Source organism: Burkholderia sp. MSMB1459WGS, from assembly GCF_001534535.1.
Taxonomy (GTDB): Bacteria; Pseudomonadota; Gammaproteobacteria; order Burkholderiales; family Burkholderiaceae; genus Burkholderia.
In genome coordinates, this window is the sequence record NZ_LPMU01000069.1 from 78,950 (window position 1) to 104,461 (window position 25,512).

The window sequence follows — 25,512 nt, forward strand, 5'->3', positions numbered from 1 at the left end:
GTCTTCACGCTGCCCATCCGCCTGTCATTTAGAGAAATCAACGAAAGGCATGTCATCGAATCTTTACGCTTCCACACTTTTCGCGCTACCGAAAATCCTTTAACAAATACAACAAATATCATGCGCGAATAGGAAACATCACACATTTCCATCACCCAACCACGCTTTCCCCAGGAATCACTACAAAAAATTACTAACCAATACCGATTTAAGAATACGATAGCGCACCGATTCGTTCGTCCGTTTTCCCGACACTTCCGCGATCCACGCCCCGCGCCATACGAGAAAGCGGCATGCACGCGAATCGCCACGCGACCACCCCGATCGCCGCGGGCCGGCTCGACCACCGTTCGCCACTGAATCGTCTTTCAACCGGAGTTCACCCATGCCAACGACCACGCCCGTCAACAGCGGCGCGAACGCGAACAGCCTGATGCAACAGGCGGCGCAATCGATCATCAACGGCTCGACCGGCAATCCGGCGATGGACGTCGGCTCGCTCGTCAAGACGCTCGTGAACGCGAAGACGGCCGGGCGCGCCGCGGCGCTTGCCGCTTCGCAAACGACCGGCAACACGCGGATCTCCGCATTCGGCGCGTTGTCGTCGGCACTCGGCGCGCTGGAGGCAGGCCTGACGCCGCTGAAGAATGGCGCACTGCAGTCGACGTTCAACGCCGTCGCGAGCGGCAAGGGCCTGACCGCGACGGCCAGCGCGGGCGCGGTCGCCGGCACCTACACCGTCGGCGTCACGCAGATCGCGACCGCGCAGGCGCTGTCGTCCGCCGGCTTCAACGGCAGCAAGGCACTCGGCACCGGCACGCTGACGCTGTCGCTCGGCAGCCAGTCGTTCAAGGTCGAAATCGGCAGCGCCAACAACACGCTGGCGGGCATCGCGGCGGCAATCAACGGCGCGGCCGGCAACCCGGGAATCAGTGCGACGGTCATCAACGGCACGGACGGTGCGCACCTCGTGCTCGCGTCGTCGAAGACGGGCGCGGCGAACGCGATCAGCGTCGCGGTCGGCAACGTGTCCAACGACGGCGGCCTGTCGAATCTCGGCGTCACGTCGACGGCCGCCCCGTCCGGCGGCGCATCGACGATCGATTCGGCGAACGGCGCGGCCGCCTGGCGGCAGAGCGCCGTCGCGCAGGACGCGAAGTTCACGCTCAACGGGATCGCATCGACCAGCGCGAGCAACGCGGTGTCGGGCGTGCTGACCGGCATCACGCTGAACCTGTCGGCGGCCGCGGTCGGCGCAACCGATACGCAGACGCTGACGATCAGCACCGACACGAAGTCGCAGGCCGCGACGATCGCGAATTTCGTGAGTCTGTACAACACGGTCGTCAAGACGATGGGCGCGCTGTCGAGCTACACGCCAAGCGCAAGCTCGCAGGGCGCGCTGATCGGCGATTCGACGCTGAACACGATCCGCAACGCGCTGGCGTCGATCGTCGCGCGCGGGGTGGACAGCGGCGGCGCCGCCGAGACGGGCAACGGACACGCGAACCTGTTGTCGATCGGCATCAAGCTCGAGCGAGACGGCACGCTGAACGTCGACGGCGCGAAGCTCGACAGCGCGCTGTCCGCCAACCCGTCCGGGGTCGCGCGCCTGTTCAATCCGGAGAACGGGATCGGCACGCGCCTGGCCGAGCAGGTCACGCAGTTCACGAAGAAGAACGGGATGATCGACGTGCGCACGACCGCACTGAGCGCCGATCTGAAACGTGTCGCGCAACAGCAGTCGGATCTGTCCGACTATGCCGCACAACTGACCAGGCAGTATCAGGCGCAATTCACCGCACTCAACACCCTGATGACCCGGATGAACACTCATTCGCAATACCTGACGCGATTGTTTGGCGGTGCGAACAGTAGCGGCACGCTGTCCAGGAAGTGAGCGGGTCGCGCGGTGCGCGTGGCCCGGAGACATCGTTCATGCCCGGCAGCGCGCCAGCGCCCGCCGGCTTCGCATCGTCGCGGCCGGCAACCGGCCCGCAGTCGTCCTTGAAACAGGCACGCGTCAGCCGAGACCTTCGACGCAGTCGGCGAACAAATCGATTGCACGCGATACCTGACGCCCGAAATAGCCGGGGCGTTCGTGCTCGTACGCGCGCAGCAGCGACGTACATTCGCGCTCCGCCCAGCGCCACACCGGGCCCCGCTTTGCGAATACCGGATGGTCGTGCAACTCGGCAGGCACCGTGTGCTCGTCTTCCCAGCCCCAGAAATAAGCCTGGTAGGCACGGGTGAACGGCATGCCCAGCTGGTTCGCAACGGTCTCGTCGTGGCGCAGCGTGAAGTCGACGATCTCCTTGCGTGTGCGCCCGCCCACGTCGTCGTGGCGCGCCTCGACCCAGCAGTGATACCGCGCGAGCTGCGACAGATGCCGCGCGGTGCGGCGCCGCGCGCGCGTCGTGCACAACGCATACAGGTTGCCGCCGCCGAAGTCCATCACCTCGCCGCCCGCGAACGGCCGATAAGGCTTCCCGGTCAGCAGCGTCAGCACCTGCGCGCCGACGATCGCATAGTCGGCGCAGCGCATGTAGCCGCTGCGCGTCGTCGCCTCCGACACGCTCCGATGGACGACCTCGTCGATCACGGCGTGCAGCATGGCATCAACCGGCGCCGCCAGAATCGGCGGCTGGCTTGTCGTCACGTGTTGCATGGGCGAATGCGGCTTCAGCGGTTCGTCGGTAAAGATCACTCCGCGGCATGGTATTACGAACCGCTATGACGGATGACCGCGGAATTGCGCAGATTTGTGCGCTTTTCTCGCCGTATGCGAGAACATGTCGACGGTCCGTCAGACATCGTCAATGCGACGCGCGGCAGGATGGTCGGACGAGCGTCGGCACCGCGCTCGCGAATCGCGGGCGGTTAGAGTTCGTGACGTAGCGAATGGCCGCCGAGTGATGGCCGGAGAGCGCGGCGGCACGTGTTGCCGCCATCGACGGACCAGGAGCCGCGACGATTTCGCCGCAATCGCATGCATCGCGCAACGTGGATCGTTTCAGCAGGCAATCGGCGAGCCGGCCGCACGCACGTCACGCGATACGATCACGCACCGCGCTGCCGGCGCGGCGCGGCGCGCGTCCTCCGTCACGACGCAGCGATCCGCCGGCGGAAATGTTCGGTGCCGGCCACGATCTTGTCGAGCACCGCGTCGAGCGCCCAGAATCGTTCGCGCACGTCGTAGTCGATCGCACGGCATTTGATCGATCCGAACGTGCCGATCCGCTGGTGATAGAGCTTCGCGAGCGCCGGGTAGCCCAGCGCCTCCGATACCGCCGAGACGACCAGGAACGTCGACAGTTCGTCGGCGAGCGCCGGATTCGACTCGCCTCGCGTACGCAGCCACCGATAGAGATCGGGATGGAAGTTCGTGAACACGCCGTTGAAACCGGCGGACCCGGCCTTCATCGCATCCCACGCAATCGCGGCGTTCGCGTTCAGGATCTTCAGCGGCGACCCCGCGGCGAGCGCGACGCGCCGCCTCACCGTGGCGAGATCGCAACTCACATCCTTGAGCATCACGAACCGGCCGGTGTCGATGCACGCGCGCAGCTCGTCATCCGACAGAAGCCGCCGGTAAGGCGCCGGGCATTCGTACAGGCCGAGCGGGAGATCCGACGGCAGTCGCGCGAGCAGCCTGTGAAGATGATCGAGCAACGCGGCGCTGCCCTTGCGTTGCGGATCGAGACGATTGGTCACGAGCACGACGCCCTGCGCGCCCGATTCGGCCGCCGCGCACAGTTCGACGACCTGCGCGTCGATATCGTCGCTGATGTGGCCCGACGCGACGACCGGTACGCGCCCGGCCACCCGCTCGACCACGAAGCGCGCGAGTTCCGCGCGTTCGGCCAGGCTCAGGAATTGCATCTCGCTCGATTGCGCGACCGCGAACAACGCATCCGAGCCGTGCGCCAGATACCATTCGATGAGCCGCTCGAGCCCCGCGTAGTCGATCGAGTCGGCGTCGTCGAACGGCGTCAGCATCACCGGCACGATCCCCTCGACGGTCACGTTCGATTGCTGCGAGTGTTGCATCGGTTTCTCCTTCCTTCAGTGAATGCGAATGCAGGCTGCACGATTACGCCGGCAACGGTCCGGGTGCGGCGTTCGTGGCCTGTTCGGGAATCGGCTTGCGCACGAGCAGCAGGTAGGCCATCGCGCCGGCGAACGCGATCGCCGCCGCGGTGAGCAGCGCGGGCACGAACGACCACTTCTGCGCAATGACGCCGGTCAGGATCGGGGCAAGCGCGCCGCCGATGAAGCCGCCGAAATTCTGGATGGCGCCGAGCGACGCGATGCGGCTCGGCGGCGCGGCCGCAGTCGCGAGCGCCCACGAGCACGCCGACGCCGCGTTGGCGAGAAAGATCACCACCGAAATGCATGCGAGCGCAACCGTATTGCTCTGCACGAGCGCGGCCGGAATCGTGAATGCGACCATCCCGAGCATCGCGGCCACCACCGCATTGCGCCGGCTCACGACCGGCGACCGGCTGTGGCGCGTGACGAAATCCGACAGCCAGCCGGCGGCCAGCGAACCGAAAAACCCGCACAGGAACGGCACCGATGCGGCAAACCCCGTGCGGATCAGGCTCATGTGCCGCTCCATCGTCAGGTAACCGGGCAACCAGGTCAGGTAGACCCAGTTCAGGTACACGGATCCGAAGAAGCCGATCAGCATCCCCCACGTCGTGCCGTGCGAGAACAGGCTGCGCCAGTCGGCGAAGGTCAGCTTCGGCGCCGCGACGACGCTTTGCGCATCGGCATCGAGGTAACCGCGCTCGGCGGCGGACAGTTGCGCGCGCACCGGATCGCGATACAGCGCGAACCACACGACGGCGACGACGAGGCCGAGTGCCCCGGTCACGATGAACGCCCAGCGCCAGTGGAACGACGCAACGAGCACCGACAGCAGCAGCGGCGCAAGCGCGGTACCGAGAGGCGACGCGGCATTGAAAATGCCCGTCGGCGTGCCGCGCGCGCGCAGCGGAAACCAGTTGCTCACCACGCGCGCGGCCGACGGGAATTGCGGCGCCTCGCCGATGCCGAGCACGATGCGCGCGACGATGAACCAGCCGAAAGTGGACACGATGCCGCCGGCCGCCTGCGCGAACGACCAGACGATCAGCCCGATGCCGAGCAGCCGGCGCGGGCCGATGCGGTCGACCAGCCCGCCGACCGGAAACTGGCACAGCGCATAGCTCCATGAGAATGCCGACAGCAGCAGCCCCATCTGCGCGAGCGACAGGCCGAGATCGCCGCGGATCGCCGAACTCGCGACGGCCAGCGTGCCGCGATCGAGATAGTTGACGATCCCGCTCGCCATCAACAGCGCGAGCGCGATGCGTTGACCGCGCCGAATCCGTGGCGGCGCGTGCGGAACAGGTTGGTTGTCGTTCATGTCGATTGTCTCCATGTCACTGGTCTCGGCCGGGTTCGGCCGTTCCGTCGTGTGCGGAATTCAGGTATCCATACGGTTTACTTCGTCGAGCGTCGGAATCGACGTCTGCGCGCCGTGACGCGTGACGCTGATCGCGGCCGCGCGCTGGCCGAAGCCGATCGCGTCGTCCATCGACGCGCCGCCGGCCCGCGCGGCCGCGAACCCGCCGACGAACGTGTCGCCGGCCGCGGTCGTATCGACGGCCACCACCGCCATCGCACGATGACGGCCGCTTCCTGCGCTACCGCGCCAGCAGACGCCGCGCGCGCCGAGCGTGACCAGAACGTTGCCGACGCCTTTCGCGCACAGCGCATCGGCGGCGCGCGCGGCCGATGCATCGTCGCCCACGGCGATGCCGGTCAGCGACTCGGCCTCGGTTTCGTTGACGACGAGATAGTCGACCCGCGCCAGCAGCGCATCGAAGAGCGGCTGCGCGGGTGCGGGATTGAGCAACACCGGCGTGTGGTGCGCGCTGGCGCAGGCAATCGCGCGCGCCACGCTGGCGACCGGTATTTCGAGCTGGCACACGAGCAGCGCGGCTCCGACGATCGCGTCACGCGCCGCGTCGATCCGGTCGGCGTCGACGCATGCATTCGCGCCGGGCACGACGACGATGCTGTTCGCGCCGCCGTCGTCGACCGTGATCGTCGCGACGCCGGTCGTCGTGCCGCCGATCCGGTGCAGGTGCGTCACGTCGATGCGCTCTGCCGCCAGCGCGCCGTGCAGGCGCGTACCGAACGCGTCGTCGCCGACGCAGCCAATCATCGCGACCGATGCGCCGAGGCGCGCGGCCGCGACCGCCTGGTTCGCGCCCTTGCCGCCGTGAACGGTCTCAAACGTCGTACCGAGCAGCGTCTCGCCCGGCACCGGCAGGCGCGGCGTGCGCGTGACGAGATCGATGTTGACGCTGCCGACGACGGCGATACGCGGTGACCGGAGACCGTTCATTGCTTGATGTAATCGCTTACATTTGCGGTCGACAAAATGACCGGAAAGGTCGTCGTCTCGGAAAATTTCGCCATACGGATCGGGCGGGTGTCTGACATAATAAGAAGCGGTAGCAAGATAGCGCTTACATTCTCGCAGGCTCGCTCGAGAATGCAAGCGGGGCCATCACGAATCGAGGGTAAACAATGACGCTTTTGACGGCACACGGTGGCGACGGGGCCGCCACGCACGGAGACGGCCGATGAGCACGCCTCGGGCACGCCGCGGCAGCGGCCGCTCGGTGCTCGGCGACGTCGCGAAACTGGCCGGCGTATCGACCGCGACCGTCTCGCGCGTGTACAACGATCCCGGCAAGGTGTCGGCCGACGTGCAGCAGCGCGTGCGCGACGCGGCGCTCGCACTGAACTGGATCCCGAATGCGGCCGGCCGCGCACTCGCATCCACGCGCACCCACATCACGGGCGCGATCATTCCGACCCTCGACGACCAGGTGTTCGCGTCGCAGGTCGCCGGCATGCAGACGGTCATGGCCGAGCACGGCATCACGCTGTTCCTCGGCTGCTCGAACTACGACCCCGCGCAAGCGCTCGCGCAGGTGCGCGCGATGCTGTCGCGCGGCGTGGAAGCCGTGTCGCTGGTCGGCGAAGCGTATCCGCCGGAATTGTTCGAACTCCTCGCGATGCATCGCGTGCCGTACGTCGTCACGTATGCGTACCGCGACGACAGCCCGCATTGCTGCATCGGCTTCGACAACCGCGCGGCGTTCGCCCGGCTCACCACGCACCTGCTCGACCTCGGCCACCGCGATTTCGCGATCGTCATGCAGCCGTCGACGGACAACGACCGCGTGCAGGCCCGGCTGCGCGGCATTCACGACACGCTGGCCGCGCACGGGCTCGCGGTGCGCCCCGTGCATCAGCACGAAGGCGCGGCCACGATCGCGTTCGGGCGAGTAAGCCTGCGCGCGATCGTCGGCAGCGATGCGGCGACGCGGCCGACCGCCGTGATCTGCGGCAACGACGCGCTCGCGCTCGGCGCGTTGCTCGAAGCGCAGGCGCTCGGCATCGACGTGCCAGCGCAGCTGTCGATCACCGGCTTCGACGACGTCGCGCTCGCGCGCGAGATCCGGCCGTCGCTGACGACGATGTGGGTCGACACCGACGCGATCGGCCGCCAGGCCGCGCGCGCGTTGCTCGACGCGCTCGAGAACGGCGCCACGGGGCCCGGCCATGCCGTCCTGCCCGAGCTGCGCATACGGGAATCGGCGGCGCCGCCCGCGCGGACGCAAGCGCACGCGACGCGCAAGAAATAGCGGGCCAGCGCCCCGCTTACTGCATCGACGATCCCGATGAACACGATCGCCCGAGCGCCGTCACGCCTGGTCGGCCCGTCGTCTTTCATCGACCGGAGCCGGATGCGCCGCGCGGCGACCTGCCCCACGCGTGTCGCAATCGCATCCGCCGCATCGGCCATGCACACGGCGCCTTCGCGCGCGGGACGAGACGAGCCGGCAATGACGTCAGCCGTCGAACGGCACCAGCTCGTAACTCGTGCTCCGCCCGCCGGACGCCGAGCGACGCAACATGCCCTGCTCGACGAGCTCCGTGATATCGCGCAGCGCCGTGTCTTGCGAGCATTTCGCAAGGGCGGCCCACTTGGTGGTCGTCAGCTTCCCTTCGAAGCCGTCGAGCAGGCGATTCATGACCTTGACCTGGCGTTCGTTCATCGCGACGCCCGCGCATCGCTGCCAGAAGCGCGCCTTGATCAGCACCGCATCGAGTGTCGTGTGCGCATGATCGATGGCCCGGCCCAGCGTGTTCAGAAACCACGCGAGCCACTCCGTGACGTCGAGCGAACCGCGCTGCGTACGTTCCAGCACGTCGTAATACGCGTTGCGCTCGCGCTGGATCTGCGCGGACACGCTGTAGAAACGCTGCGGGCTTCGGTCCGCGCGTGCCAGAACCAGATCGCCGAGCGCGCGCGCGATGCGACCGTTGCCGTCGTCGAACGGGTGCAGCGTGACGAACCACAGGTGGGCCAGGCCAGCCCGGATCAGCAAGGGCTCGGCCGGCGGCGCGTTGAACCACGCGAGAAAGCGCTCGATCTCGTGCGTCAGGCGTGTGGCCGGCGGCGCCTCGAAATGCACGTGCTGCCGGCCGATCGGCCCGGAGACCACCTGCATCGGCCCGCTCGCGTCCGAGCGCCACCCGCCGACCGTGATCCGCGACAGCCCCGAATAGCCGGTCGGGAACAGGGCGGCATGCCACCCGAACAACCGCGCTTCGGTGACCGGTGCGGCCGCATGGGTCGTCGCATCCAGCACCATGTCGACAACGCCTTCGACGTGGCGATCGACCGGCGCGAGCGCGCCGATGTCGACGCCGAGCCGGCGCGCAATCGACGACCGGACCGACGCGACATTCAGGTTCTCGCCTTCGATCGCGCTGGTCTTGACGACGTCATCGGTCAGCGCGGCCAGGCTCGCTTCGTCGCGCAACGCCAGGCCGAGGTCCGCCAATCGCCCGGCCAGCATGCCTTGCGCACGGCTGACGTCGGCGAGCGGCGTGGCGAGGGTCGGAAGATCGAAGCGCCATATCGGCCAGTCGGCCGATTCCCAGATAAAGGTGTAATCTCCGCTCATGATGCGGAGATTATCCCCCGATACGCCGCATGACTCAACAATCTCCGCAAATTCTGCGGAGATTAATCACCTCATTCACCGCAAAGCGGCCGGCTACCGTACCCGGCCCGCCCCGCTCGCGTCCATCGGCGCCGGCTGCCCGAGCCGCTCCGCGAGAAACCCGATGAACGTGCGCAGCGTGACGAACCCCTCCCGGTGCTGCGGAAACACGGCATTGAGCGTGATCGGCGGCGGCGCGTACGCGTCGAGCACCGGCACGAGCGCACCGCTGTCGAGCGCCGCGCCGACGATGAAGTGCGGCAGCAGCGCGATACCGAGCCCCGCGATCGCGGCGTCGCGCACCACTTCGCCGTTATTCGCGACGAGCGGCCCCTGCACGTCGAACGTGCGCGCCGCGCCGTCGACGCGGAATTCCCAGCCCACCCGCCGCTCGCGCCCGTACAGCACGCACGTATGGCCAGCCAGATCGGTCGGCGTCTGCGGCGCGCCATGCCGCTTCAGGTAGGCGGGGCTCGCGCACGCGATCATCCGCCACGCGCCGAGCGGTCGCGCGATCAGCGTCGAGTCCTCGAGCGAGCCGATCCGCAGCACGAGGTCGAAGCCCTCGCCGATCAGGTCGACGCGCCGGTCGGTCAGGTCGAGGTTCAGCCGCACGGCCGGGTGCGCGGACAGGAATTCGGCGATCAGCGGCGACACGTGCGTGATCCCGAACGACAGCGGCGCGCTGATCTTCAGCGAGCCATGCAGCTCGGTGCTGCGCACCGACATCGCCTGCTCGGCGTCGGCGATCTCCGCGAGGATGCGCTGCGCGCGCACATAAAACTCCTGCCCCGATTCGGTCACCGCGAGATTGCGGGTATTGCGATGCAGCAGCCGCACGCCGAGCGATGCCTCCAGCGCCATCGTGCGCCGACTGACGAACTGCTTGGACAGCATCAGCTGGTCGGCCGCCGCGGTGAAGCTGCCTGCGTCGACGGTCGCGACGAAGATCCTCAGGTCGTTGAGTTCCATATTGTCCACTCCAGAGCGACAGTCATTATCTCTACAGCGATTTATTTGTCAAATCGATTGACCTAAGATTCATCTCAACGAACGGCCGGGCCCACTTCCGAGGTCCGGCGACTTGAGGAAAAAATCATGATCGACATCCGTGCAGCAAACCAACGTGGCCGTGCGGAGCATGGCTGGCTCAGCTCCCGTCATACGTTTTCGTTCGCCAATTACTACGATCCGAAGCAAGTCGGCTTCTCCGATCTGCTCGTGATCAACGACGACCGCGTCGCCCCGGGCCGCGGCTTCGGCACGCACCCGCACCGCGACATGGAAATCCTGTCGTACGTGCTCGAAGGCGCGCTCGAACACAAGGACTCGATGGGCACCGGTTCGGTGATCGTGCCGGGCGACGTGCAACTGATGAGCGCGGGCACGGGCGTGCGCCACAGCGAGTTCAACCACTCGCCGGACACGCCGGTCCACTTCCTGCAGATCTGGGTCGGGCCGGCCGAAAAGGGTGCCGAGCCGCGTTATCAGCAGACGAATGTCGCGGCCGACGACAAGCGCGGCAAGCTCGCACTCGTCGTGTCGCCGAACGGCGACGCCGGTTCGCTGAAGATCCGGCAGGACACGCGGATTTACGCGGGTCTGTTCGACGGCGACGAAAGCACTACGCTGGAACTCGATCCGAACCGCTTTGCTTACGTGCATGTGGCGCGCGGCAGCGTGACGGTCAACGGCGTGACGCTCGGCGAAGGCGACGGCGCGCGCATCCGCAGCGAACAGGCGCTGACGATCGCGGACGGCAAGGATGCCGAAGTGCTGGTGTTCGACCTGCGTCCGGTCGAAGTGACGGCCGAATGGGCGTGACGCCCGTTCGGGAAACCGGGCTCCGCTGACCGCGGGGCCCCTTTAATCGGAGATTCGCAACATGGCCAAGGTTCTCGTTCTTTACTACTCGTCCTACGGGCACGTCGAAACGATGGCGCAGCACATCGTGGAGGGCGCGAAATCGGTGCCCGGCGTCGAGGTCACGCTCAAGCGCGTGCCGGAAACGATCCCCGTCGACCAGGCCCGCGCGATCGGCGTGAAGGTCGACCAGGCCGCGCCGGTCGCCACGGTGGACGAACTCGCCGACTACGATGCGATCATCTTCGGCACGCCGACCCGCTTCGGCAACATGGCCGGCCAGATGCGCACGTTCCTCGACCAGACCGGCGGCCTGTGGATGAAAGGCGCACTCGTCGGCAAGATCGGCAGCGTGTTCGCGTCGACCGGCACCCAGCACGGCGGCCAGGAAACGACGATCACGTCGTTCCACACGACGCTGCTGCATCACGGGATGGTGATCGTGGGCGTGCCGTACGCGTGCAGCGGGCTTGTCAACATGAACGAAATCACCGGCGGCACGCCGTACGGCGCGACCACGCTCGCGGGCGCGGACGGCAGCCGCCAGCCGAGCGCGAACGAGCTCGACATCGCGCGCTACCAGGGCAAGCACGTGGCGGAACTCGCGAGCAAGCTCGCGTCGTAACGCGGCAGTTCCGCGGCCCCGCAGTTCCGCACAGGACGAACGGCGCCGGGTCGACCCGGCGCCGTTCGTCCTGTGCAACGCGTTCGACCGTTACTGGCCCGAAGCCGGTGCGGCCGGCGCCGCCTTCGTCGCGGGCGCCTTCTGCACGGCGTTCTGCGGATAGTTGCTCTGGTCGTTGGTCAACCGGTAGCCGCTGCCGGTGCCGATCGCCTTCAGGTCCGACGCGTGCCGCGCGCGGGCCGCCTTGCGCGCCGCCTTCTTCTGCGCCTTGTCGAGCTGCTTTTGCGCCGGCGCGGACGCCGGGTCCTGCGCGTATGCCGTCGGCGCGACGGTCAACAACAGACCGAACGACGCCGCTACCGCTACTGCCACCGAAACCACGCGAGACTGCTTCATGGCCGATCTCCTTGTCGATTGTTGAGTGTGGGTCGGACACCGGCGTGCACGCGACGGCTTGCGACAACGGCGCCGATGCAACGTTAGCCGATCGCTGCGCAAATGTCCTTGGGCGTTCCTGAATTCTCCTGATAACGCCGACGATACATGCGCGCCGTGAGCGCCATCCTGTCGGCCTGTCGTCCGCACCATCGGGGAAACCGATACCCCGGCGGCCGCGCGCTCAGATCCAGCGCGACAGCACCGGCAGCAGGATCGGCACGACGAACGCCGTCAGCACGCCGTTCAACCCCATCCCGAGCCCGGCAAACGCACCGGCTTCCTCGCTGACCTGAAACGCACGCGCGGTGCCGATGCCGTGCGACGCGACGCCGAGCGCGAAGCCGCGCACGGCCGGCTCGTCGACCCGCAGCAGATTGAGGATCCCACGCGCGCACACCGCGCCGAAAATCCCGGTCGAGATCACGAGCACGGCCGTGAGCGACGGAATGCCGCCGATCTCGGCGGCGACGGCCATCGCGATCGGTGTCGTCGCCGATTTCGGCGCAAGCGATGCGATCGTCTGGTGCGACGCCCCGAACAGCGCGGCGATACCGACCGCCGACACGATCGCGGTCAGCGAACCCGCGAGCAGGCCGACGAGCAACGGCAGCGCGGTACGCCGCAGCTTCGACCACTGGCGGTACAGCGGCAGCGCGAGCGCGACGGTCGCGGGGCCGAGCAGGAAATGGACGAACTGCGCGCCTTCGAAATACGTCGGATACGGCGTATGCGTGAGCGTCAGCAGCACGACGATCACCGCGACCGCGATCAGCACCGGATTCGCGAGCGGGTTGAAGCGTGCCCGCGCATAGACGGCCTGGGCGAACAGATACGCGACCAGCGTGATGGTCAGGCCGAGCAGCGGGCTCGCGGCGAGATAGACCCAGATCGCGCCGAGCTTCGGGAAGGCCGTCATTGCGCGCCCTCCGCAGTGCCGCTCGCGCGGCGCTGGCGTCGCAGCAACGCACGCGTGACGAGCGCCGTCACCGCGATCGCGAGCGTGGTGCTGACGGCCAGCGCGACGACGACCGCGACCGCGTCGCCGCGCACGCGGTCGGCCGACACCATGATGCCGACGCCGGCCGGCACGAACAGCAGCGACAGGTGACGCAGCAGCTCGAGCGCGGTCGGCTCGATCGCATCGGCCACCTGCGGGCGCAGCATCACGAAGCCGAACAGCAGCAGCATGCCGATCACCGGGCCCGGCACCGGCAGGCCGAACAAATAGGACACCCCTTCCCCGAGACACTGGAAGATCAGCAAGATCGCGAACGCCTGCAACATGAACCGCTTCTCCCGAACGTGGCCGCGCTGCCGTGCAGCCGCACGGCCGATGAGCCGGCGGCTTGCGACGCCGGCGTGAACGATACGCGCGATCGTACCAACAATGGCGGCGGCCGGGCGCGATCGTGCGATTGCGCGCTCGCCATTCGACCGTTTCCCTCGGCGCACGGCCGGGCATGAACGAAACGCCCTCATGCAAGAACGGCGGGCATGTGCCCGCCGTCCTGCCGTTCAGGTTCGAACGATCTCGATCGCGTTACTTCAGCCGCGTCGCGATTTCATTGGCCATCGCCTTGATCGCGGCCTTCGTCGGTGCATCGTCGGCCAACGCGTTCAGCAAACCGAAATCGTGGATCGTGCCGTCGTAGCGCGTGGTCGTCGCGTCCACGCCGGCCGCGTCGAGCTTGCGACCGTACGCTTCGCCTTCGTCACGCAACACGTCGAACTGCGCGACCTGGATCAGCGCGGGCGGCAACCCCTTCAACTGCGCGAGGCTCGCGCGCAGCGGCGACGCGTAGATCTCGTTGCGTTGCGCTTCGTTCTTCGTATAGGCGTCCCAGAACCACTTCATCATCGGCCGCGTCAGGAAGTGGTCCTGCTGATACGCGCGGTACGAGCCCGTGTCGAAGTCGTGATCCGTGACCGGCCACATCAGCCCCTGGAAACGGATCGCGGGGCCGCCCTTGTCCTTTGCCATCAACGCGACGACGGCCGACATGTTCCCGCCGACGCTGTTGCCGACCACCGCGAGGCGGCTGCCGTCGACGCCGATCTCCGCGCCGTGCGCGGCCACCCATTTGGTCGCCGCATACGCCTGGTTGATCGCGACCGGGTAACGCGCTTCCGGCGACGGCGTGTAGTTCACAAACACCGCGACGGCGCCCGACTGCACGACGAGATCGCGCACGAGGCGCTCGTGCGTCGGGAAATCGCCGAGCACCCAACCGCCGCCGTGGATGAACACGAATACCGGCAGCGTGCCCGTCGCGCCTTGCGGACGCACGATCGTGACCGGCACCGACAGGCCGTCCTGCTCGATCGTGCGGTTCGACACGTCGATGCCGGACAGATCGACCTTCACGCCATTCTGTGCGTCGACCAGCACCTGGCGCGCCTTCGCGGGGCTCAGCGTTTCGAGGCCCGGGCCCTTCTGGCCGTTCAGCGCGGCGAGGAACGCGCTCGTCTTCGCATCGGGACGGACGGTGTCGGCGCCGGCGGCGAACGCGGCAGGTGCGGTGGACAACGCGGCTGCAACGGCGGCGGCGATCAGCAGCGGCTTGACGATCTTCATGGTGCGACTCCTTGGTTGATTCTACGAATGGCGATGAATGTTTTGCAGTGCGATCGATCAGACGAGCGTGAGCGTGACGTCGATATTGCCGCGCGTCGCGTTCGAGTACGGGCAGACGACATGCGCGCGGTCGATCAGCGTTTGCGCGATGTCACGATCGAGGCCGGGCAGCGAGATCTTCAGTTCCACTTCGATGCCGAACCCGTTCGGGATCGCGCCGATACCGACGCTGCCTTCGATCGCGGCGTCCGCGGGCATCGCGATCTTGTCGCGCGCCGCGACGAACTTCATCGCACCGATGAAACACGCGCTGTAGCCGGCGGCGAACAGCTGCTCGGGGTTCGCGCCCGCACCGCCCGCGCCGCCGAGCTCGCGCGGCGTGGTCAGCTTCAGGTCGAGACCGCTTTCGGGCACCGTCGCACGGCCGTCGCGGCCGCCGGTGGCTTTTGCATGAGCGCGGTACAGCACTTTTTCGATCGACATGACAGACTCCTTTTCAGCAAATGAATGAAACAGCCTTCGAACCGGGGACCGCGTGCCGGCGGCTTCTCCGCCGGCATCGCATCAATTTATCTACTCATAGATAGATAAACTTCCCCAAAAAATGCAGATGGTCGATCCATCTGCGCGAGCCATCTATCTACTACATGATAGATAGCGAGATTCATTAAAAGGGCGGCGAACCGCCCCACTGCTTGCGCCCCCCGTCAGGGCCGCGTTTTCCAGACGGCCTCGACGTCCTCGAGACGCGCCCGCGTGTGAAACAGCCGGCTGGCCAGCACGCTGCCCTGAAACGCCGCGTACAACGTGCGCGCCGCCGTGTCGGGCTCGCCGCTGAACTGCAGCGTGCCTTCCTTCGCGCCTTGCGCGAGCAATTCCGCCAGCCAGCGTTCATTGGCCGTGAAGAATGCCTGCACGGCCTGCCGCACGTTCTCCGGCAACGTTTCGATGTCGGCCGCGAGCATCCCGCAGAGGCAGATCAGATTGCCGTCACCGAGCGTGCGACCGAACATCTTCGTGTACAGGCTCAGCTTCACGTCGGCCGGCAAGGCCGCATCGATCGCCCGCACGGCCGCGAGGACTTCGTCGCTGTACGCCGCCACCGCTTCCAGCACGAGATCGTCCTTCGACGGGAAGTAGTAGTGGATGCTCGACGTCTTCACGCCCACCAGGTCGGACAGGTCTCGATAGCTGAAGCCGTTGTAACCGCGCTGCATCATCAGCGTGATCGCGTGGTCGAGAATCTGTTCGCGGACGGTCGGTTTCGTTTCCATGGATCGAACTTTATCTACTCATAGATAGATAGTCAAGCGGTTTTTTAGGGGCGCGATGTCCATTCCTGAGGACCCGATGCGCGAGTACGGCGCCGTTCGCGCGGCCGGCGGCGGCTTACAACCCGCCTGCAGCGCGGTCGAATCAATGCGACACTTCGAGCCGGGCCACGCGATCGCGGCGTAACGTCCGTCGGCCGAAAGGAACGTATCGGCACACGATGACCGCATCGCATCCGGTCCGGCACCATCGGCCCGCCCGTCGCGTCGGGCCGCATCAGGAGAACAAGTCGATGTATTCGTGGTTTGAACGGCGCCTGCCGACTTTCCCGCTCGAAGATCCCGTCACGCCGCCGAAGGGATTCTTCTCGTTCGTCTGGGCGTGCACGAAAGGCGCGCGCGGCTGGATCCTGCTGATCGCGCTGACGTCGGCCGCGCTGGCCGCGTACGAAGCCGCGCTGTTCGCGATGATGGGGCACGTGGTCGACTGGCTGTCGTCGTCGACACCGACCGAATTCGGCGGCCGTCACTTCGCCACGCTCGCCGGTTTCGCGGCGATCCTCGTCGGCAGCGCGCTGCTGATCGCGCTGCATACGATGGTCAAGCACCAGGTGCTCGCGATCAACTTCCCGATGCGGCTGCGCTGGCTGTTTCACCGGCTGATGCTCGACCAGAGCCTGTCGTTCTACGCGAACGAGTTCGCGGGCCGCGTGACGACCAAGATCATGCAGACCGCGCTCGCGGTGCGCGACGCGCTGTTCATGTCGGTCGACGTCGTGATCGGCGTCACGGCCTACCTGATCGGCATTCTCGTGCTCGCCGCCAGCTTCGACTGGCGGCTGATGATTCCCCTCGCGCTGTGGGCACTCGGCTACGGCGCGGCGTGCGCGTATTTCGTGCCGCGCCTGGGCGCGGTCGGCAGCCGGCAAGCCGACGCGCGCGCGCTGATGACGGGCCGCATCACCGACGCGTATTCGAACATCACGACCGTGAAGCTGTTCTCGCATACGCGGCGCGAAGCCGACCACGCGCGGCGCGCGATGGAAGCGTTCAAGGCGACCGGCGACGCGCAGATGCGGCTCGTCAGCGCGTTCGAGATCGTCAACCACCTGCTGTCGACGCTGCTGCTGGTCGGCTCGGCCGGGCTCGCACTCGCGTTGTGGATGCACGGCGAGGCGAGCGCGGGCGTGGTCGCCGCCGTGATCGCGATGGCGCTGCGCCTGTCGAGCTACTCGCACTGGATCATGTGGGAAATGACCGAGCTGTTCGAGAATGTCGGCACGATCCAGGACGGCATCAACACGTTGACGAAGGTGCGCAGCGTGGTCGACGCGCCCGATGCGAAGCCGCTCGCGGTGCAGCGCGGCGAAATCGTGTTCGACAACGTGCAGTTCGCACACGAGGACAACGATCGCGCGGTATTCGACGGGCTGAACCTGACGATCCGGCCCGGCGAGCGGATCGGATTGATCGGTCGCTCGGGTGCCGGCAAGTCGACGCTCGTGAACCTGCTGCTGCGCTTCTACGACGTCGGCGGCGGCACGATCCGGATCGACGGGCAGGACATCGCACACGTGACGCAAGACAGCCTGCGCGGCGCGATCGGGATGGTCACGCAGGATACGTCGCTGCTGCACCGGACGATGCGCGAAAACCTGCTGTACGGCCGCCCCGACGCAACCGAACGCGAAATGCAGGATGCGGCCGTGCGCGCGGAAGCGGCCGAGTTCATCGGCCGGCTGCGCGACCGCCATGGCCGCAGCGGCTACGACGTCGAAGTCGGCGAGCGCGGCGTGAAGCTGTCGGGCGGCCAGCGGCAGCGCGTCGCGATCGCGCGCGTGATGCTCAAGGACGCGCCGATCCTCGTGCTCGACGAAGCGACCAGCGCGCTCGACTCCGAGGTCGAAGTCGCGATCCAGCGCAGCCTCGACAGTCTGATGCGCGGCAAGACGGTGATCGCGATCGCGCACCGGCTGTCGACGATCGCCGCGATGGACCGGCTGATCGTGCTCGACGAAGGCCGCATCGTCGAGGAAGGCACGCACCAGCAGTTGCTGCAGGCGGGCGGCATTTACGCGGCGCTGTGGGCGCACCAGAGCGGCGGGTTCCTCGGCGAAACGGCGGAAGCGGAAGACGTGGTGCAATAGACCGGCCCAAGGAGCTCCCATGACCACGCGACCGGATATCGCGACCGCGCTCGATGCGCCCGATTCGGTGCTCGAGGAAGACGAGCAGCGCTTCGTGCATCAGATTCGCGAGCACGGATGGTTCCGTACGGAAGTATTCGCAGAAGGCGACGCGCCGGGTTTCTCGTTCACGACCGGGCTGTGGGTCAACCACGGTTTCCCCGAAATCATCGTTTTCTCGTTGCCGCCACGCATCGTCCATGACGTGCTGTGGGACGTCTACCGGAAGGTCGCGGCCGGTACGCCGCCACCGGTCGGCGAAGTCACGGCCGCCGTCTACGGCAACGCGAACGCGCTGCTGATGCCGGTCGAGAAGAAACACTACGAAGCCCATCTCGGCTGGAACCGCTGGTTCTACGGCAACGACGACTTCCCGTGCGTGCAGTTGCTGTGGCCCGACCGCAACGGAATTTTTCCGTGGCAGCCAGAGGCGGACGACGCATTGAACGCGGCGCAGCCGCGCCTGTTCGCACCGGGCGACGCGCGCCACTGACCTGGCGCGTCGGATCGCGCGGCACGTGTGCGATGCACACGCTATCCGCGCGCCGCTCGTCGATCCGTTGCGCGCGCATCCATCGCCGCGCCGCCTCATAACGATCCGACAATTTATTGGTTCCCTTGACGCCGTGCCGTCCGTATCGTGCACCGACTCGTCAGACCAATCGACCAACGGGGGAATCCAACCATGAAACAGATCCGGTCATTCGCACTGCTCGCGCTGCCGGCCGCGCTCGTCGCCGCGGGCGCCCACGCACAAAGCAGCGTCACGCTGTACGGCATCGCCGACGCGGGCATCGCGTACGTCCACAACGCGCAGAACGCGAACGGCAGCAACGCGGCGAGCCTCGTGAAGTTCAGCAGCGGCAACCTGTCGGGCAGCCGCTGGGGGCTGCGCGGCGTCGAGGATCTCGGCAGCGGCCTGTCCGCACTGTTCCAGCTCGAGAACGGCTTCAACATCGGCACCGGGGCGCTCGGCCAGGGCCAGCGCGAATTCGGCCGCAAGGCCGTCGTCGGTCTCGCGAGCAGCACGTACGGCACCGTGACGCTCGGCCGCCAGTACGACCCGGTCGTGGATCTCGTGCAAGGCCTCACGCAAGACAACTACTTCGGCGGCGTATTTGCGACGCCGGGCGATCTCGACAACTACGACAACAGCCTGCGCGTCAGCAACTCGGTGAAATACACGAGCCCGCTGATCTCCGGCTTCCAGTTCGCGGCCCTGTACGGCTTCGGCGGCGTCGCGGGCGCGACCGGCAGCGGCCGTACGTACAGCTTCGGCGCGAGCTACGCGAACGGCCCGCTGTCGCTCGGCGCCGGCTACTTCTACGCGAACGGCGGCACGACGGTTGCGGGTGGCGTGCGCACGTGGTCGAGCAGTTCGGACACGCTGTTCAATACCGTGATCAACCAGGGCTTCTCGAGTGCGAAGTCGATCCAGATCGTGCGCGTGGCCGGCCAGTACGTGGCCGGGCCGGCGACCTTCGGCCTCGCGTATTCGAATACGCAGTACGGCGCGGACACGCTATCGGCATTCAGCCAGAACGCGAAGTTCAACAACGGTTCGGCATTCTTCAACTGGCAGTTCACGCCGGCATTGCGCGCGGGCGTCGGCTACAACTACACGTCGCTGACGGGCCCGGCTTCCGCGCACTACAACCAGGTCAACCTCGGCGCGGATTACGCCCTGTCGAAGCGCACCGACCTGTATGCGCTGTTCGGCTATCAGAAGGCGAGCGGCAACACGCTCAACGCGAGCGGGGCGACCGTGAAGGCGGCCGCATCGGTCGGCTCGTACGGCGTGAACGCCGGCACCGATACACAGGAACTCGCGATCGTCGGCATTCGCCACAAGTTCTGATCGTCACGTCGCAGGACGATCGCCGCAGGTCATTCCAGGGATCACAAGACGGACGACGGTGGCAGTGCCCGCGGCGATCGATGCCGGGATCAGCGTGTAGCGTGACGTCCGGCAACGCAGTAGACAACTGCGGCCGTGATCCCGAATACCAGATGTGCGATCAGCGTGATCGCGCCGCGAACCGGGATGAACCACGGAAAGATCGCCGTGAAGCCGTACAGGTTCACGCCGTACAGCAGGAGCCCGAACGCGCCGCCCGCGAACACGGCGGCCACGCACGACAGCCCGTGGAGCAGCCGTACCAGCGCGCCCGCATAGACGAGCGAAAGCGCCGCGTGCACGAGCGTCGCCACGCCCATGACCAGCGGATCGAAACCGCCGGACGTATCGAGCACGCTTCGCCCCATCACGATCGCGGCCGTGAGGCGCGCATCGCGCAACAGATTCCGGACGGCGTCATCGCCGGCGATTGCCCAGAGCAGCAACTCGACGACGGTCGATCCGATCGCTGCGCCGAACGCCGCCCAGAGCATCGGGATCACACTCGCTTGTTTCAATGGTCGTCCTCGTGGCGGCCCCGTCGATGCATCGAACGAGCCGCCGTGCAGCGCGGCTTACGACGCCCCTTCGCAGTCCGACCAGTACGCAAACGGGTCGCGATGTTTCGGATAGTGCTCGTCGAGCCATTTCAGCAGCGTCGCCCGGGCATTGTCCATGTCGGCCTTCAACGACGACGTCGTCAGCTCATGCACTTCGACGGACTTTTCCCGATCGACCACGAAGCAGTTCCAGTCGGGGCCGTCGAGATCCGGATCGTCGGATGCCTTCGACGACTTCGTCCAGCCGAAACGCTTGCGCGCATCGATGTAGTAGCGCGGATACACCTTCAGATACGACATCTCGCCGCCCTGCAGGCTGCTCTCGGCGCGCAGCACGTCGCGTTCGTCGACGATCTGCGTGACTTCCGGAAGCCGGCGGGAGCGCCATCCGGCAGGCAGCGTCGCCACCGCGCGGACGCTGTCGTAGGTGCCCCACTCGAGGCCCCACGCTTCGGCCATGCGTTTCATGAACGCGTCGGCGCTCGGATAACCGCGCAGCTGGATGCGGGTCGACAGCGTGACTTCCACCCCGCCGCGACCGCCGGATGCACTCGACACCTCGTCGTCCGCTTCGAACGGATTGCCCGGACGCGGCGATGCGCGCTTCGCGTCCGCAGGCGCCAGGCCGGAAAAAAGTTGATCCAGCGCCGCACGCGCTTTCGACGATTTGTCTGGTCTATTCATCGGTTCCCTTTTGTGCAAATTTGAACCCGTACTGCAATGGTTGGTGATTGCCCTGCCGTCGGGCAAAGGCGCGATTCCGCTTCACTGCGGCGATCTCGCCGTTTTCCGCGGCTGCATTGTAACGATTCGGCGTCCGGGGCCGAACGAACGGAACGGGCGGCCGCCTCCGCGAACCGCCGGGTGCGCGCTACCGCAGCGCCTTCACCATCCGTTCCATCAACGCGAGGACCTCCGGCCGATTCTCGCCTTTCGCATGCACGAAGTGATAGCTGAGCGGCGAATCGACCTCGTGACGGCTCACGCGCACGAGCGCGCTGCGCTGCAGATACGCATCCGCCAGCGGCGTTCGCGCAAGCGCCACGCCCAGCCCCGCTTCGGCCGCCGCCAGCACGAGGTTGTAATCCTCGAACCGGCGATCCTGCGCACGCGGCTTGAACGGAACGCCGAGCGCATCGAACCACGTGCGCCAGCCGGTCACGTCGGAATCGTGCAGCAACGGCATGTCGAGCAGCGCGGCGTCGCCCGTTGCGCGGCGCATCCTGGCCAGTTGCGCGGCGAGCCGCGGATGCGCGACCGGATAGAGCCGCTCCGGCATGAACGGGCGGGTGTCGAGCCGACGCCAGTTGCCGCGCCCGTACCGGATCGACAGATCCGCTTCGCCGCCCGCGATATCCACGTTGCGCAGTTCGATGCCGAGCTCGATGCGCAACGCGGGCGCTTCGCTCTCGAGCGCCTGCTGCCGCTCCAGCAGCCACAGCTGCGCGAATGCGGGCACCACGCTCATTCGCACCAGCCGCGGCGTGCGCGGCGTGCGCCACTGATCGGCCGCGCCGTCGATGATCGCGAATGCCTGCTCGATGCGGCCGACGAAGCGCTGCCCGTCCGGCGTCAGGCGCACGCCGCGCGCATGCCGTTCGAACAGCGCCATCCCGAGCCAGTTTTCCACGGCGGCTACCCGTCGGCTGATCGCGCCGTGCGTGACGCCGGAGACGTTGGCCGCCGCGAGAAACGAACCCTCGCGCGCCACCGTGCAGACCGTCTCCAGGCTCGCGAGCGGCGGCCGCGGGCCCGGCATCGGCGCGGCGACCGACAGCCCGCCGGCCGCCTGACGCGCACGCGCCGAGCCGTCGGGCCGCCGCGGCCCCGAGCTGTGAGCCATATTCATATCCGGGTGTTGATCTGTGCGCTAGCTTAACATCTCGCCACGCCGCATCATTGCCGCATGAATACCCTTTCGTCACCGACGTCGCGCGGCGCGCGACAACCGCTCGTCGCGGCAGCCGCGGTCGCGTTCACGATCGTTTCGTGGGCGTCCGCGTTCCCGTTCATCCGGATCGGCCTGCACGGCCTCGCGCCGCTGCAGCTCGCGGCCGCGCGCTTCGCGACCGCCGCGTTGCTCGTGATCGCGTGGCTCGCATGGCGACGGCCGCCGCTGCCGGCGAAAGGCGATGCGTGGCGCTTTCTCGCGTGCGGCCTGCTCGGCATCGCCCTCTACAACGCGCTGCTCAATACCGGCGAACAGACCGTGTCGGCCGGCGCGGCAAGTTTCATCGTGAACACGCTGCCGATCTTCACCGCATTGCTGGCCGCCGTGTTTCTGCGCGAGCGCTTCAATCGCTGGGGCTGGCTCGGTTCGCTCGTCAGCCTCGCCGGCATCGCGGTGATCGCGCAAGGGCAGCCCGGCGGCCTCGTCCTCGGCTCGGGGAGCACGCTGATCCTCGGCGCGGCGCTGTGTTCGGCCAGCTATTTCGTGTTGCAGCGGCGGTTGATTCCCGTGTACGGCGCGCTGCCGTGCACCGCTTACACGCTGCTGGCCGGCGCGATCCTGCTCGTGCCCTGGCTGCCCGGCGCGCTCGTGTCGCTCGGCGGCGGGTCGCGCGACACGGCGCTGGCCGTCGTCGTACTCGGCGTCTTTCCCGCCGCGCTCGGTTACGCGACCTGGACCTTCGCGCTCGGCTACTTCGGCGCGGCGCGCGCGGCCAACTTTCTCTACCTGACGCCGGCGGTCGCGACGCTGCTGTCGGTGGTGCTGACCGGCGAGCGGCCGGGCATCGCGACGGCGTGCGGCGGCCTGCTGGCGATTGCAGGCGTGATCGTCGTCGCATTGCGCGGACGGTCGTAAGGTTGCGCGTGCGGCGAATTGCGCGCGGCCGACGCGACGGTCCGGATTTGCCGCGACGCCGGCCCCAAAACGCCCCGGTTTCTGCCGATCTCGATGGACGGTTCGGTCGGTGTAATCGGCACCCACTCGCCGGCGCGGCCGAACTTGACCGTTAGTTGCATAACGACGGCGATCGCACTCGATCGAGACGACCATGAAACCGGATACGCCATTCGCCATTGACCAAACTGTGCAGACAAATCGACCGAACAGTTCCCGATTGACCGTGCGCCAGTGTCCATGGCTTCGCCGTGGCGACCGGCCGAATAATGGATGCGGCCGTAAGGCCGACGACAGCGAACCGCAATCCGGGGGCCGCTGCGGCGCATGATTTCCGGTATCCGGAAGCCTCGACATCCGCGCGCCGGCGCATGCCGCAACGGTCCGCCATGCGGTGCGCCGCAGCACGCAGAAGCGGGTTCCGATATATTCATACGAATTGCATGGCGTGCGGCACCCGCCCGCTCGCCCGGGCGGCAGGTCACCCGGCCGGACACCATGCAAGCGACGCCCGTGACGGGTATGGAAAATCGTCCGATCGCCCCGGCCCGCGGCCGGCCGGTCGAGACGTCAATAGAAAGACATTCAATTCGGAGATGGCAGATGGAACGAAGCACTGTCGGCATGCGCTGCAAACCCCTGATCACCGTTGCACTGGCTGCCGCCGCATTCGCGGCCGCGTCGAGCGCGATGGCCGACCAGGTCGTGAAGATCGGCAGCGTCGAACCGACGACGGGCGGCATCTCGCACCTCGGCAAGGACAACGAGAACGGCGCGCGCCTCGCGGTCGAGGAAATCAATGCGAAGGGCCTGACGATCGGCGGCAAGAAGATCACGCTGCAACTCGACGCGCAGGATGACGCGGCCGACCCGCGCCAGGCGACACAGGTTGCGCAGAAGCTCGTCGACGACAAGGTCGTCGCCGTCATCGGCCACCTGAATTCGGGCACGTCGATCCCGGCATCGAAAATCTACAGCGATGCGGGCATCGTGCAGATCTCGCCGTCGGCCACGAACCCGACCTACACGCAGCAGGGTTTCAAGACGACCTACCGCGTCGTCGCGACCGATGCGCAGCAGGGCCCGGCGCTCGCGAGCTATGCGCAGTCGAAGGGCGTGAAGAGCGTCGCGGTGATCGACGATTCGACCGCATACGGCCAGGGCCTTGCGAACGAGTTCGAGAAGAAGGCGAAAGCGCTCGGCCTGAAGGTGCTGTCGCACGACGCGACCAACGACAAGGCGGTCGACTTCCGCGCGATCCTGACGAAGGTCAAGGGCGAAAACCCCGATGCGATCATGTACGGCGGCATGGACGCCACCGGCGGCCCGCTCGCCAAGCAGGCGAAGCAGCTCGGCCTGCGCGCGAAGATCCTGTCCGGCGACGGCGTGTGCACCGATTCGCTGGCCGAACTGGCCGGCCCGGCGGCCGACAACGTGCTGTGCTCGCAGGCCGGCGCTGCGCTCGAGAAGATGCCGGGCGGCGCGAGCTTCCTCGCGAAGTACCAGAAGCGCTTCAACCAGGGCATCAAGTTCGACGCACCGTTCGCGTATGACGCGGTTTATATCGCGGTCGACGCGATGAAGCGTGCGAACTCGACCGACCCGGCGAAGATCCTCGCGGCGATGCCGGCGACGAAGTACGACGGCGTGATCGGCACGACGACGTTCGACTCGAAGGGCGACCTGACGCACGGGGTCATCTCGATCTACGGCTACAAGAGCGGCAAGAAGACCTTCCTCGACCAGGTGAAGATGTAACCCGACGCGGCGCCGGCACGACGGGAACGCCACCCGTCGGCGCCGGCGCCGCGCGGGACGAATTCTGATTCACGGAGACGAAGCATCATGTGTGCAATGGCGTATGCGGAATTCCAGCAGGAGTTGAAGAAGGCGCAGTTGACGGCGCGCGAGTTCGCCCGCCTGATCCGGATGAACGAAAGCTCCATCACGAACTATTCGAGCAAGGGCACCGTCCCTTCCCACCTCGCGGTCATCGCGAAACTGATCGGTACGCTGGCCGCGCACGAGATCGACTTCCGGCGCGTGATCCGGCAAATGCGGATCGAGCCGAAACGGCCGCGCGGCGTCGGCGTGCTTCCCGCAGCGGACAAATCGCGGTCGCGGAAAGCGGCGAAAGCCGACGCCTGACCAGCGCCGGCGAAGGTCGACAGC

At 66.9% G+C, this 25,512-nt stretch carries 25 protein-coding genes; 10 read left to right on the forward strand and 15 right to left on the reverse strand.

From position 1 onward, the window contains the following. Positions 1-385: 385 nt before the first annotated feature. Positions 386-1,900 (forward strand): flagellar filament capping protein FliD, encoded by a 1,515-nt coding sequence (gene fliD, locus WT97_RS27000; protein WP_060354728.1) that lies wholly within the window; start codon positions 386-388, stop codon positions 1,898-1,900. 123 nt (positions 1,901-2,023) lie between these two features. On the opposite strand, the gene WT97_RS27005 is transcribed toward fliD, so the two are convergent. The 4 genes from WT97_RS27005 to rbsK all read right to left on the reverse strand — a co-directional run bounded on the left by WT97_RS27005 (position 2,024) and on the right by rbsK (position 6,400). Next, the gene (locus WT97_RS27005; protein ID WP_060354767.1) at positions 2,024-2,668 is read right to left on the reverse strand and encodes a hypothetical protein; all 645 of its coding nucleotides are present in this window, start codon (positions 2,666-2,668) and stop codon (positions 2,024-2,026) included. Positions 2,669-3,102: 434 nt separating this feature from the next. Continuing rightward, on the reverse strand, positions 3,103-4,050 hold the full coding sequence (locus WT97_RS27010) for a dihydrodipicolinate synthase family protein (protein WP_060354729.1): 948 nt from the start codon (positions 4,048-4,050) through the stop codon (positions 3,103-3,105). 43 nt (positions 4,051-4,093) lie between these two features. After that, on the reverse strand, positions 4,094-5,413 hold the full coding sequence (locus WT97_RS27015; protein WP_060354730.1) for an MFS transporter: 1,320 nt from the start codon (positions 5,411-5,413) through the stop codon (positions 4,094-4,096). A 60-nt stretch (positions 5,414-5,473) separates the two neighbouring features. Continuing rightward, positions 5,474-6,400 carry a ribokinase gene (rbsK, locus tag WT97_RS27020; RefSeq protein ID WP_059498750.1) on the reverse strand — a complete coding sequence of 309 codons (927 nt, stop codon included), beginning with the start codon at positions 6,398-6,400 and terminating at the stop codon, positions 5,474-5,476. Positions 6,401-6,641: 241 nt separating this feature from the next. Between rbsK and WT97_RS27025 the strand changes: the two genes are divergently transcribed. Further along, on the forward strand, positions 6,642-7,712 hold the full coding sequence (locus WT97_RS27025; RefSeq protein WP_060354731.1) for a LacI family DNA-binding transcriptional regulator: 1,071 nt from the start codon (positions 6,642-6,644) through the stop codon (positions 7,710-7,712). Positions 7,713-7,919: 207 nt separating this feature from the next. Here the strand turns inward: WT97_RS27025 and WT97_RS27030 are convergent, their stop codons facing one another. Both WT97_RS27030 and WT97_RS27035 read right to left on the reverse strand, forming a co-directional pair. After that, positions 7,920-9,041 carry a Fic family protein gene (locus WT97_RS27030; protein WP_218919467.1) on the reverse strand — a complete coding sequence of 374 codons (1,122 nt, stop codon included), beginning with the start codon at positions 9,039-9,041 and terminating at the stop codon, positions 7,920-7,922. Between the two features lie 93 nt (positions 9,042-9,134). Continuing rightward, the gene (locus WT97_RS27035; protein WP_060354768.1) at positions 9,135-10,052 is read right to left on the reverse strand and encodes a LysR family transcriptional regulator; all 918 of its coding nucleotides are present in this window, start codon (positions 10,050-10,052) and stop codon (positions 9,135-9,137) included. Between the two features lie 126 nt (positions 10,053-10,178). Here WT97_RS27035 and WT97_RS27040 point away from each other — a divergent pair, with 126 nt between their 5' ends. Then, positions 10,179-10,904, forward strand: a complete 726-nt coding sequence (locus WT97_RS27040) for a pirin family protein (RefSeq protein ID WP_060354733.1) — start codon at positions 10,179-10,181, stop codon at positions 10,902-10,904. 61 nt (positions 10,905-10,965) lie between these two features. Next, complete coding sequence (gene wrbA / locus WT97_RS27045) at positions 10,966-11,568, forward strand: NAD(P)H:quinone oxidoreductase (protein WP_012337108.1); 603 nt, start codon at positions 10,966-10,968, stop codon at positions 11,566-11,568. A gap of 90 nt (positions 11,569-11,658) precedes the next feature. Here wrbA and WT97_RS27050 read toward each other — a convergent pair whose 3' ends face one another. The 6 genes from WT97_RS27050 to WT97_RS27075 all read right to left on the reverse strand — a co-directional run bounded on the left by WT97_RS27050 (position 11,659) and on the right by WT97_RS27075 (position 15,855). Further along, positions 11,659-11,964 (reverse strand): hypothetical protein, encoded by a 306-nt coding sequence (locus WT97_RS27050; RefSeq protein WP_059498754.1) that lies wholly within the window; start codon positions 11,962-11,964, stop codon positions 11,659-11,661. A 223-nt stretch (positions 11,965-12,187) separates the two neighbouring features. Next, entirely contained in the window at positions 12,188-12,922 is a 735-nt protein-coding gene (locus WT97_RS27055) for an LrgB family protein (RefSeq protein WP_034208881.1), read from the reverse strand. Continuing rightward, positions 12,919-13,290, reverse strand: coding sequence for a CidA/LrgA family protein (locus WT97_RS27060; protein WP_060354734.1), 372 nt, complete (start codon positions 13,288-13,290; stop codon positions 12,919-12,921). Before WT97_RS27060 ends, WT97_RS27055 begins: the two co-directional genes overlap by 4 nt. 256 nt (positions 13,291-13,546) lie before the next feature. Further along, on the reverse strand, positions 13,547-14,581 hold the full coding sequence (locus tag WT97_RS27065; protein WP_060354735.1) for an alpha/beta hydrolase: 1,035 nt from the start codon (positions 14,579-14,581) through the stop codon (positions 13,547-13,549). A gap of 57 nt (positions 14,582-14,638) precedes the next feature. Further along, the gene (locus tag WT97_RS27070; protein ID WP_034208878.1) at positions 14,639-15,064 is read right to left on the reverse strand and encodes an organic hydroperoxide resistance protein; all 426 of its coding nucleotides are present in this window, start codon (positions 15,062-15,064) and stop codon (positions 14,639-14,641) included. 224 nt (positions 15,065-15,288) lie between these two features. Then, the gene (locus tag WT97_RS27075; RefSeq protein WP_059498758.1) at positions 15,289-15,855 is read right to left on the reverse strand and encodes a TetR/AcrR family transcriptional regulator; all 567 of its coding nucleotides are present in this window, start codon (positions 15,853-15,855) and stop codon (positions 15,289-15,291) included. Positions 15,856-16,145: 290 nt separating this feature from the next. Here WT97_RS27075 and WT97_RS27080 point away from each other — a divergent pair, with 290 nt between their 5' ends. The 3 genes from WT97_RS27080 (at position 16,146) to WT97_RS27090 (ending at position 19,896) form a co-directional block, all read left to right on the forward strand. After that, the gene (locus WT97_RS27080; RefSeq protein ID WP_059498817.1) at positions 16,146-17,999 is read left to right on the forward strand and encodes an ABC transporter ATP-binding protein; all 1,854 of its coding nucleotides are present in this window, start codon (positions 16,146-16,148) and stop codon (positions 17,997-17,999) included. Between the two features lie 19 nt (positions 18,000-18,018). Continuing rightward, on the forward strand, positions 18,019-18,531 hold the full coding sequence (locus WT97_RS27085; protein WP_060354736.1) for a DUF4262 domain-containing protein: 513 nt from the start codon (positions 18,019-18,021) through the stop codon (positions 18,529-18,531). 192 nt (positions 18,532-18,723) lie between these two features. Then, positions 18,724-19,896 (forward strand): porin, encoded by a 1,173-nt coding sequence (locus WT97_RS27090; RefSeq protein WP_059498759.1) that lies wholly within the window; start codon positions 18,724-18,726, stop codon positions 19,894-19,896. Between the two features lie 89 nt (positions 19,897-19,985). Here WT97_RS27090 and WT97_RS27095 read toward each other — a convergent pair whose 3' ends face one another. The 3 genes from WT97_RS27095 to WT97_RS27105 form a co-directional block, all read right to left on the reverse strand. Beyond that, the gene (locus tag WT97_RS27095; RefSeq protein WP_060354737.1) at positions 19,986-20,453 is read right to left on the reverse strand and encodes a hypothetical protein; all 468 of its coding nucleotides are present in this window, start codon (positions 20,451-20,453) and stop codon (positions 19,986-19,988) included. Between the two features lie 57 nt (positions 20,454-20,510). After that, a complete protein-coding gene (locus WT97_RS27100; protein WP_059790219.1) occupies positions 20,511-21,179 on the reverse strand; it encodes a hypothetical protein in 669 nt (222 codons plus the stop codon). A 187-nt stretch (positions 21,180-21,366) separates the two neighbouring features. Further along, positions 21,367-22,344, reverse strand: coding sequence for a LysR substrate-binding domain-containing protein (locus tag WT97_RS27105; RefSeq protein WP_060354738.1), 978 nt, complete (start codon positions 22,342-22,344; stop codon positions 21,367-21,369). Positions 22,345-22,401: 57 nt separating this feature from the next. On the opposite strand from WT97_RS27105, the gene WT97_RS27110 reads away from it, so the two are divergent. The 3 genes from WT97_RS27110 to WT97_RS27120 all read left to right on the forward strand — a co-directional run bounded on the left by WT97_RS27110 (position 22,402) and on the right by WT97_RS27120 (position 25,488). Then, positions 22,402-23,301 carry a DMT family transporter gene (locus tag WT97_RS27110; RefSeq protein ID WP_059790223.1) on the forward strand — a complete coding sequence of 300 codons (900 nt, stop codon included), beginning with the start codon at positions 22,402-22,404 and terminating at the stop codon, positions 23,299-23,301. A gap of 642 nt (positions 23,302-23,943) precedes the next feature. Beyond that, positions 23,944-25,098, forward strand: coding sequence for a branched-chain amino acid ABC transporter substrate-binding protein (locus WT97_RS27115; RefSeq protein ID WP_059498764.1), 1,155 nt, complete (start codon positions 23,944-23,946; stop codon positions 25,096-25,098). An 87-nt stretch (positions 25,099-25,185) separates the two neighbouring features. Then, on the forward strand, positions 25,186-25,488 hold the full coding sequence (locus WT97_RS27120) for a hypothetical protein (RefSeq protein WP_059498765.1): 303 nt from the start codon (positions 25,186-25,188) through the stop codon (positions 25,486-25,488). Positions 25,489-25,512: the final 24 nt, after the last annotated feature.

What these genes read in the sequence shown, in the direction of transcription:
- wrbA (WP_012337108.1), top strand. Translation starts at nt 10,966, where the DNA reads ATGGCCAAGGTTCTCGTTCTTTACTACTCGTCCTACGGGCACGTCGAA.
- WT97_RS27075 (WP_059498758.1), bottom strand. Translation starts at nt 15,855, where the DNA reads ATGGAAACGAAACCGACCGTCCGCGAACAGATTCTCGACCACGCGATC.
- WT97_RS27115 (WP_059498764.1), top strand. Translation starts at nt 23,944, where the DNA reads ATGGAACGAAGCACTGTCGGCATGCGCTGCAAACCCCTGATCACCGTT.
- WT97_RS27080 (WP_059498817.1), top strand. Translation starts at nt 16,146, where the DNA reads ATGTATTCGTGGTTTGAACGGCGCCTGCCGACTTTCCCGCTCGAAGAT.
- WT97_RS27110 (WP_059790223.1), top strand. Translation starts at nt 22,402, where the DNA reads ATGAATACCCTTTCGTCACCGACGTCGCGCGGCGCGCGACAACCGCTC.
- WT97_RS27005 (WP_060354767.1), bottom strand. Translation starts at nt 2,668, where the DNA reads ATGCAACACGTGACGACAAGCCAGCCGCCGATTCTGGCGGCGCCGGTT.
- WT97_RS27070 (WP_034208878.1), bottom strand. Translation starts at nt 15,064, where the DNA reads ATGTCGATCGAAAAAGTGCTGTACCGCGCTCATGCAAAAGCCACCGGC.
- rbsK (WP_059498750.1), bottom strand. Translation starts at nt 6,400, where the DNA reads ATGAACGGTCTCCGGTCACCGCGTATCGCCGTCGTCGGCAGCGTCAAC.
- WT97_RS27105 (WP_060354738.1), bottom strand. Translation starts at nt 22,344, where the DNA reads ATGAATATGGCTCACAGCTCGGGGCCGCGGCGGCCCGACGGCTCGGCG.
- WT97_RS27010 (WP_060354729.1), bottom strand. Translation starts at nt 4,050, where the DNA reads ATGCAACACTCGCAGCAATCGAACGTGACCGTCGAGGGGATCGTGCCG.
- WT97_RS27085 (WP_060354736.1), top strand. Translation starts at nt 18,019, where the DNA reads ATGACCACGCGACCGGATATCGCGACCGCGCTCGATGCGCCCGATTCG.
- WT97_RS27050 (WP_059498754.1), bottom strand. Translation starts at nt 11,964, where the DNA reads ATGAAGCAGTCTCGCGTGGTTTCGGTGGCAGTAGCGGTAGCGGCGTCG.
- WT97_RS27055 (WP_034208881.1), bottom strand. Translation starts at nt 12,922, where the DNA reads ATGACGGCCTTCCCGAAGCTCGGCGCGATCTGGGTCTATCTCGCCGCG.
- WT97_RS27030 (WP_218919467.1), bottom strand. Translation starts at nt 9,041, where the DNA reads ATGAGCGGAGATTACACCTTTATCTGGGAATCGGCCGACTGGCCGATA.
- WT97_RS27090 (WP_059498759.1), top strand. Translation starts at nt 18,724, where the DNA reads ATGAAACAGATCCGGTCATTCGCACTGCTCGCGCTGCCGGCCGCGCTC.
- WT97_RS27100 (WP_059790219.1), bottom strand. Translation starts at nt 21,179, where the DNA reads ATGAATAGACCAGACAAATCGTCGAAAGCGCGTGCGGCGCTGGATCAA.
- WT97_RS27015 (WP_060354730.1), bottom strand. Translation starts at nt 5,413, where the DNA reads ATGAACGACAACCAACCTGTTCCGCACGCGCCGCCACGGATTCGGCGC.
- WT97_RS27025 (WP_060354731.1), top strand. Translation starts at nt 6,642, where the DNA reads ATGAGCACGCCTCGGGCACGCCGCGGCAGCGGCCGCTCGGTGCTCGGC.
- WT97_RS27035 (WP_060354768.1), bottom strand. Translation starts at nt 10,052, where the DNA reads ATGGAACTCAACGACCTGAGGATCTTCGTCGCGACCGTCGACGCAGGC.
- WT97_RS27120 (WP_059498765.1), top strand. Translation starts at nt 25,186, where the DNA reads ATGTGTGCAATGGCGTATGCGGAATTCCAGCAGGAGTTGAAGAAGGCG.
- WT97_RS27040 (WP_060354733.1), top strand. Translation starts at nt 10,179, where the DNA reads ATGATCGACATCCGTGCAGCAAACCAACGTGGCCGTGCGGAGCATGGC.
- WT97_RS27065 (WP_060354735.1), bottom strand. Translation starts at nt 14,581, where the DNA reads ATGAAGATCGTCAAGCCGCTGCTGATCGCCGCCGCCGTTGCAGCCGCG.
- fliD (WP_060354728.1), top strand. Translation starts at nt 386, where the DNA reads ATGCCAACGACCACGCCCGTCAACAGCGGCGCGAACGCGAACAGCCTG.
- WT97_RS27060 (WP_060354734.1), bottom strand. Translation starts at nt 13,290, where the DNA reads ATGTTGCAGGCGTTCGCGATCTTGCTGATCTTCCAGTGTCTCGGGGAA.